A 6,864-nucleotide genomic window follows, 5' to 3' on the forward strand; every position below is an offset into this window, starting at 1 on the left:
TTGCCTGTTCGGGACATGCGCGGGCCGCACCCCTCGACCGCGTTAGCACCTCCCTTGAGTGATCTTGGTGCGGTGCGAGGCAGGGCTCAGCGGCGCATGATCACAACGGGCTCGACCGCTACGTCCGCCATGCGCGTGACGACGCACGGCAGGGTGCATCACGTCACGAGCCGGTACACCGCAGCTGCGGCGTGCCCGCCGGGCCGGCCGCGGTGAAGCCGAACGACGTGGTGGCGTCCGGTGCAAGGGAGCCGTTGTGGACGGCATTGCGGACGGTGGCCCGGCCCTGGGCCGCTGACATGGAACCGTTCCAGAGGCTGGTGACGGTGGAGCCATTCAAGTCCCACGCGACAGACCAGCCGGTGAGCGGGCCGGTGCCGGTGTTCTTGACCGTGACCTCCGCCTGGTGGCCGCCGGACCAGGACGAGACGGTCTTGAACTGGGCGACGCAGGTCTCGGGCTCGGGCTGCGGGCCCGGGCCCGGTCCGGGGTTCGTGCCGTAGGTCAGGCCGTGACCGTACGGGAAGAGAGGGTTCTTGCCGTCGCCGTCGTTGATCGGTTGCTGGGACGCGCTGCGCATCCAGGTCATGGGCAGCTTGCCGCTGGGCGCATGGTCGCCGAAGAGCACGTCTGCTACTCCGCTCCCCTCCGTGCCGGGCAGCCAGGCCGCCAGCAGCGCCTTCCAGTCGGGCAGTCGGGCGGCGATGTCGAGCGGACGGCCGGAGACCAGGACCACGACGACAGGCACTCCGCTCGCCTTCAGCCGGGCGAGGGTCTGCAGGTCCTCTTGGTCCAGTTCCATGCTGCCGGGCCGGTCTCCACGCATCTCCGCATACGGTGTCTCTCCGACAACCGCCACGGCGGCCGAGTAGCCGGCGTCGATGCCGTTGCCGTAGCGGTCGTACGTGACTTGCGAGGAGCCGGCAGCGGCACGGATGCCCTGAAGGATCGTGGTGCCCTCGGTGACCGGGCCACTGCGGCCCTGCCAGCCAAGGGTCCAGCCGCCGCTCTGGTTGCCGATGTCGTCGGCGGACTTGCCGGCCACGAACAGCTTCGCGTTCTTCGCCAGCGGCAGGACGCCGCCCTCGTTCTTCAGCAGCACCTGTGAGGCGCGTACGGCCTCGCGGGCGAGCGACCGGTGCTCTGCGGATCCGACACCCGTCGTGTACGAGCGGTCGGTGAGCGGGTTCTCGAAGAGGCCGAGTTGGAACTTCTTGGTGAGGATGCGGCGGTTGGCGTCATCGACGCGAGCGACAGGGACCCGCCCGGCGGTCACTTCGGAACGCAGCAGACCGAGGAACTTCTTGTAGTCCTGCGGAACCATCACCATGTCCACGCCCGCGTTGACGGCCGTGGCGATCTCCGCACCCGTGAAGCCGCTCTGCCCGTCCAGCTGGTCGACGGCGGCCCAGTCGGACACGACGAACCCGTCGAACTTCATCTCGCCCTTGAGCAGGTCGGTGACCAGGTACCTGTGTGCATGCGATTTCACCCCGTTCCAGCTGCTGTACGAGAGCATCACCGAGCCCACGCCCCGCCGCACCGCCTCCTGGAAGGGCGGTAGGTGGACCGCGCGCAGCTCGGCCTCGGGCAGTTCCGTGTCGCCCTGGTCGACGCCGCCGGTGGTACCGCCGTCACCGAGGTAGTGCTTGGCGGTGGCCAGCACCGAGGCGGGGCCGGCGCCCAGGGTCTCGCCCTGCAGGCCGGTGATGAACGACGTCATGGACGTGGGCAGTTCGGGCTTTTCGCCGAACGACTCGTACGTGCGACCCCACCTGTCGTTGCGGGCCACGCACAGACAGGGGGCGAAGGACCAGTCGATGCCGGTGCCCGCGACCTCCTCGGCGACCGCACGCCCGACCCGTCGCACCAAGGCGGGGTCGCGGGTGGCGCCGAGACCTATGTTGTGCGGGAAGATCGTCGCCCCGCGCACCGCGTTGTGGCCGTGCACGGCATCGATGCCATAGATCATCGGGATGCCGAGTGGGGTACCGAGAGCCGTGCGCTGCAGTGAGTCGTAGGTGTCGGCCCACGTCCGGGCGTTGTTGGGGCTGACCGTGGAGTCTCCGCCGGAGAGCACCGAGCCGATGCGGTATGCGGCAAGGTCTGCCTGCGGCACCAGGGCGTCCTTCTCGATCTGCGTCATCTGCCCGAGCTTGTCGTCGAGCGTCATCCGGGACAGCAGGTCGGTGACACGGTCTGCCACCGGCAGGGCGGAATCCCGATACGGCAGGGCCTCGGAGCCCGTCGAGGTGGCGGATCCACCGGCTCCAGCGGGCGGTGCCGCGCCGGTCAGGCCGATCACTGTGAGAGCGGCGGCGCACAGGGCGGCGACGAGCGCGGGGCGTCGGGAGGATGGAGCGGGGCTCTGGCTCATGGCGTAAGGCCTTTCCGGGGGCGGCCGGAGGAGCGAGGGAGCGGAACGGTTGCCCCGGGGCCCACCCTTTCGGCATGGGAAGTGGAGGGCAGGCCCCGGGGCGGTCCGGTGAGGTGGTCGTACGACGTGTCGCACCGGGTCACGCGCAGGCGGTGCCGTTCAGACTGAACCCGGTCGGCCTGGCGAACGAACCGCTGTAGGTGGCCTGGAAGCCGAACGTCTGGCTGCCACCGGGCGCGATCTGCGCGTTGTGGCCCAGACCGCTCGCCGTCACCGCCCCGGAGGAGGGGGAAACGGTGGCGTTCCAGGCGTTGCTGATCCGCTGTCCGGAGGGCAGGGCGAAGGACAGCTTCCAGGCGTCCAGGGGGGACGAGCCGGTGTTGGCGATCGTGACGTCGGCGGTGAAGCCGCCCTCCCAGACGTTCGGCGCGTAGGTCACCTTGCAGCTCGCCTTCGGGTCGCCGGGGTCACCCGGGTTGCCCGGGTTGCCCGAGCCGCCGGTGTTGACGGTCGACGAGAAGGAGTTCACCGCGAGTCCCGCACCGTTGTGCCACGGCTCGAAACCGGCCTGCACACTGGTCAGGTACCAGTCGTTCTGCGCCATCCCCCGGGAGACGGTCTGCCGGACGAAGTCCATGACGTCGAAGCTCCATGCGCTGATCGCCGAAGGGGCGACGAAGGAGATCACGTCGTTGGAGCCGTTGCTGCCCGTCCACACCTGCCAGCTGCGCCCGCCCACGGAGGCCGTACCGCTCGGGGAACCGATGGGCTGGATCGGGCCCACCTTGTTGAACCAGATCATGATCTCGGTGCGGTTCACCCCGTCGGTGCGGGGCGTCGGATCCAGCCAGATGTCGTACGAGGCGTTGTACGCGGCGTCGCCGACGAAGCCGTAGGAGATGCTGCTCGGCGCGCTGCTGATGCCGTTGATCCGAGCCGGGAGGTTGGTACCCGGTGAACAGTTGGTGTAATGGCAGCCGTTGTAGACGGAGGGGTAGGACTTCGGGGCGCCGTTGGTGGGCACGGAACCGTCGGCCTGAGTGACACGGAAGCCTGTGTCGGTGGCGGTGACACACTGCGTCGCGCTGGTTCCCCAGCGGTTGTTCTGGACGACGTAGCGCCCCTGGATGACAGTCGAGCCGAACTGCTGGCAGATCGTGGTGTCGGCCTGCGTCGCCGGCGCGACGGCCACCAGGGCGGCCAGGGTGGCGAAAGCCGTGAGCAGCGCACCGAACAGGGTGCGCGCAGTGAGCGGGTGACGTGGTGACGATCGCATGTGGGGGCCTCTCCGGGAGAGTGGAGCGGACGGGTGACGCACATTCGGGACGCCCCGTCCGATGAATTTTGGGAGCGCTCCCACCCGTTGCTTCGGTGACGGACTGTAGAAGCGCTCCATGTCCCTGACAACCCTTCGAACGGTGAACATGGGGAAGTGATGGGGAATTGCCAGTTCACAGGTCGACAGGGGACGCAGTGGTGCTGCGATCACTAGGGCATGTTGGGAACGTTTCCTGAACTGCCCGGTTCCGCGGCAGGCGGTGCGACTCCCGATCACTGCCGCTCAGACGGACATCGAACGGCAGCATCTCGTCCCATACACGCACGCGACGCGGTGTGGTTGATCATGCCCGCCACGCGGCCGCAGGATGCGAGCAGTCGTCGGCCCGGGTCGCCGCAGAGCGTGTCCCGTGGGCTTCAGCTTCGGCCGCGCCGCCGAGAACCGTCGCCGAGCGAGGCAAGGCCAACCGGTGGCACCGTCGGTGCACGTCGCGGTCCGCCGGGCCGCCTCGTTCGAGCCGGTCCCGGCGGACGCTCACCGTGTCAGAGGATTACGGCAGCGGCGGGTAGGCGTTCTGCATGAGCTGGCGGAACTGGGCGGAGAACCAGTGCCCAGCCACTGGCGCGTTCGGCAGGGCACCGGTGGGGTTGTTGCCGTTGCGGGGGTTACCGCCGTAGGTGGGGTCGCACATCCGGTCGAAGCCCTTGCCCTCGTCGTTGGGGATGGCGGAGCTGGAGCCGTCGGACTCCCCCGGCGGCTTGACCCAGACGTAGGCGTCGATGCCGGCGGCCGGAGCCGCGGTGTGCCGCTCGCCGAGACCGGCGCCGCTCTGGTTGCACCAGTTGCCGGCGTGGATGCGCCGGTCGATGCGGCTGCCGTTGACGTAGTCGTCCACCGAAGTCTTAGGCCCGGGACCGGTCGGCCGTGCGGAACCGCCCCAGCCGTTGCGTGAGGTGTCTATGAGCATGCCCAGACCGGAGTTGAAGCCGGCCGCGACGAGCTTTTCCCGCAGAGCGAGTGCGAACGACTGCTCGTCCACGTACTGGTTCCAGTCCACCCACTTGGCCTGCCGAACCGTCTGACCGTTCACCGAGTCGGTGACCTTGTAGTGCGGCTCCTTGGTGGGGCTGGTGTTCGCGGTGTTGACGATGAACCCTGCCACGTCGTTCACGCTCGCGCCGTTGGTGGTGGCGGTCTTGTAGAACTCCTGCACGGCGGGGCCCAGGTTGCTGTCCCAGCCCAGCCAGCCGTGGTGGCCGGCGTCGATGTAGTTGTAGACGTTCGGAATGGCGCCGAGCTTGTCGAGAGCGTAGGCGACGCCCTTCTCGTAGTTGCCGTTGGCCTTCATGGCCACGCAAGCGTCGGTGGTGGTGGGGGTGCCGCCGGCGTTGGTGACCAGGTTCGGCAGCGAGTCGGGCTCGATGACGGTGGCGACCCTGAGGGAGGCGTACTTCGACTCGGAGAGGATCGAGGCGATGGGGTCGATGTACTGGGTCTTGTACTTGTCGAGGTCGTTCGGGCCGAGTTCGCCGTTGGACGCGAGGGCGGCGCAGTCGCGTCCCGGAAGGTCGTAGATGACCACTTGGATGACCAGGTCGCCGGAGCCCTTCTGCTTCAGAGCCTCGTCGAGGTGGGCGCGCAGACCCATGCCGCCGTTCACACCGTTGATCGCGGCGATGCGGTCGAGCCAGACGGCGGTGGGCTCGTCGGCGATGCGGCTGCCGCCCGGCTCTGCGGCGGCCTTGGCCGACCACTCCGGGTTCACATAGGCCTTGGCTCCGACATAGGGGTTGGCCACTCGGCCGTCGGTGCCACCGCCGTTGTCGCCTCCGTCCCCTCCGTCGCCCGGACCGCTTCCACCATCGACATTGCAGGTCACGCCGTCGAGAGTGAACGTGGCAGGGATCGCGTTGCTGCCGCTGTAGCTGCCCTGGAAGCCGAAGCTGACCGAACCTCCGGTGGCGAGCGTGCCGTTGTATCCCTCGTTGGCGGCGGTGACGGCGGCCCCACTCTGGCTGATCTTGGCGTTCCAGCCGCTGGTGACCTTCTGATTACCGGAGTACGACCACTTCACCGACCAACTCGTTTTGGCGGACGCGTTGTTCGTGATGGTAACGGCGGCGGTGAATCCGGCGTCCCACTGGTTCTGCACCTTGTAGTCCACCGTGCAGGGCGCGGCGGCGGCACCGGCGGGTGCCGTAAAGAGCGCTGCACCGGAGGTTCCGGTGAGGAGCGCGAGGGCGGCGAGCAATGAGGTCCTGGTGCGACTCATGACTGGGAGTTCCTTCTCCTTCGGGGATGTTTCCTGCTGTTCGACGCGCAGGCGATCACGCGGTGTGGTGCCGCACGACGGCGTTGCACCGTCGCGTTCCGAGATCAGCGAGGCTCCGGTCACGGGGTGCTTCGCTGGGACGCCGGCACCTGCACACCCTGCGCGCCACCGTCAACTCCCCGTCCAAGTACGGGCCGTTGACGGTGTGCAGGCGATGAAGTGGTAAGCGCTGGTACCGGCTGCCGGCAGGGGGTGCGCCCGTCCGGGCGGCGCACCGCTTCTCAGCGTGCCGACGGCGGTGCTGGTCGACCTTCGGATCTTGCTGTGCGCTGCGAAACGGTCCGGGCTGATTCCTCACAGCGCCGGCGGGTGCACACCCGCAGGGTCCGGTGGGACGTGCGGGGAGGCTACGAGCTCGTTGCCGCCTACCGCGGCTGCGAGCAGTGAAGGTGGGGGGTGTCGCATGAGCGACTCCTTGCAGTTTGGCGCGCGTTGACCGGCGCGTCGACTGATGGAACCGCTCCCACTGGTGCGAGCAAGGTAGCGCCGAACGGCACGGTTGCCCAGAGGTTCCGCGAAACTTTCGATGAACTGAACCGTTCTCCGTCTTCGACTCTTCAAGCGCCTTGACCGCTGTCATGCTCATCCCCATTATGGGAGCGCTCCCACTGGCCAAGACTTGTCCTTCCCCGAGCCGTTAGCCGCTAGGAGGAACCAGTTCATGGATCCCGGACGCAATCGCAGAACAGTTCGGCGGGTGTGGACCGCCGTGGCGGCCGCTTTAGCCCTACCCCTGTCGATGCTGGCCATCGGCTCACCGACCGCGCAGGCGGCGGCACTTCAGTGCAGTGTCGACTACAAGACGAACGACTGGGGTTCCGGTTTCACGGTGGACCTGACCCTCACCAACCGCGGCACGGACGTCATCGACGGCTG

General features: G+C 68.1%; 4 protein-coding genes. 1 reads left to right on the plus strand and 3 read right to left on the minus strand.

Going from position 1 to position 6,864, the window contains the following annotated elements; all coding sequences use genetic code 11:
• Positions 1-163: 163 nt before the first annotated feature.
• The 3 genes from OO68_RS14325 to OO68_RS14335 form a co-directional block, all read right to left on the minus strand.
• Positions 164-2,377 carry a glycoside hydrolase family 3 N-terminal domain-containing protein gene (locus OO68_RS14325; RefSeq protein ID WP_051814619.1) on the minus strand — a complete coding sequence of 738 codons (2,214 nt, stop codon included), beginning with the start codon at positions 2,375-2,377 and terminating at the stop codon, positions 164-166.
• A 139-nt stretch (positions 2,378-2,516) separates the two neighbouring features.
• Positions 2,517-3,653 (minus strand): glycoside hydrolase family 12 protein, encoded by a 1,137-nt coding sequence (locus tag OO68_RS14330; RefSeq protein WP_033308708.1) that lies wholly within the window; start codon positions 3,651-3,653, stop codon positions 2,517-2,519.
• A gap of 553 nt (positions 3,654-4,206) precedes the next feature.
• Positions 4,207-5,928, minus strand: coding sequence for a glycoside hydrolase family 6 protein (locus tag OO68_RS14335; protein WP_033308709.1), 1,722 nt, complete (start codon positions 5,926-5,928; stop codon positions 4,207-4,209).
• Positions 5,929-6,649: 721 nt separating this feature from the next.
• Between OO68_RS14335 and OO68_RS47610 the strand changes: the two genes are divergently transcribed.
• Positions 6,650-6,864, plus strand: a 215-nt coding sequence (locus OO68_RS47610) for a hypothetical protein (RefSeq protein WP_157852709.1), incomplete at its 3' end; no start/stop codon positions are given.

It is taken from the genome of Streptomyces iakyrus, from assembly GCF_000717055.1.
Taxonomy (GTDB): Bacteria; Actinomycetota; Actinomycetes; order Streptomycetales; family Streptomycetaceae; genus Streptomyces; species Streptomyces iakyrus.

Excerpts from the sequence above, each read along its gene's own strand:
- OO68_RS14325 (WP_051814619.1), bottom strand. The coding sequence starts at position 2,377 with ATGAGCCAGAGCCCCGCTCCATCCTCCCGACGCCCCGCGCTCGTCGCC.
- OO68_RS14330 (WP_033308708.1), bottom strand. The coding sequence starts at position 3,653 with ATGCGATCGTCACCACGTCACCCGCTCACTGCGCGCACCCTGTTCGGT.
- OO68_RS14335 (WP_033308709.1), bottom strand. The coding sequence starts at position 5,928 with ATGAGTCGCACCAGGACCTCATTGCTCGCCGCCCTCGCGCTCCTCACC.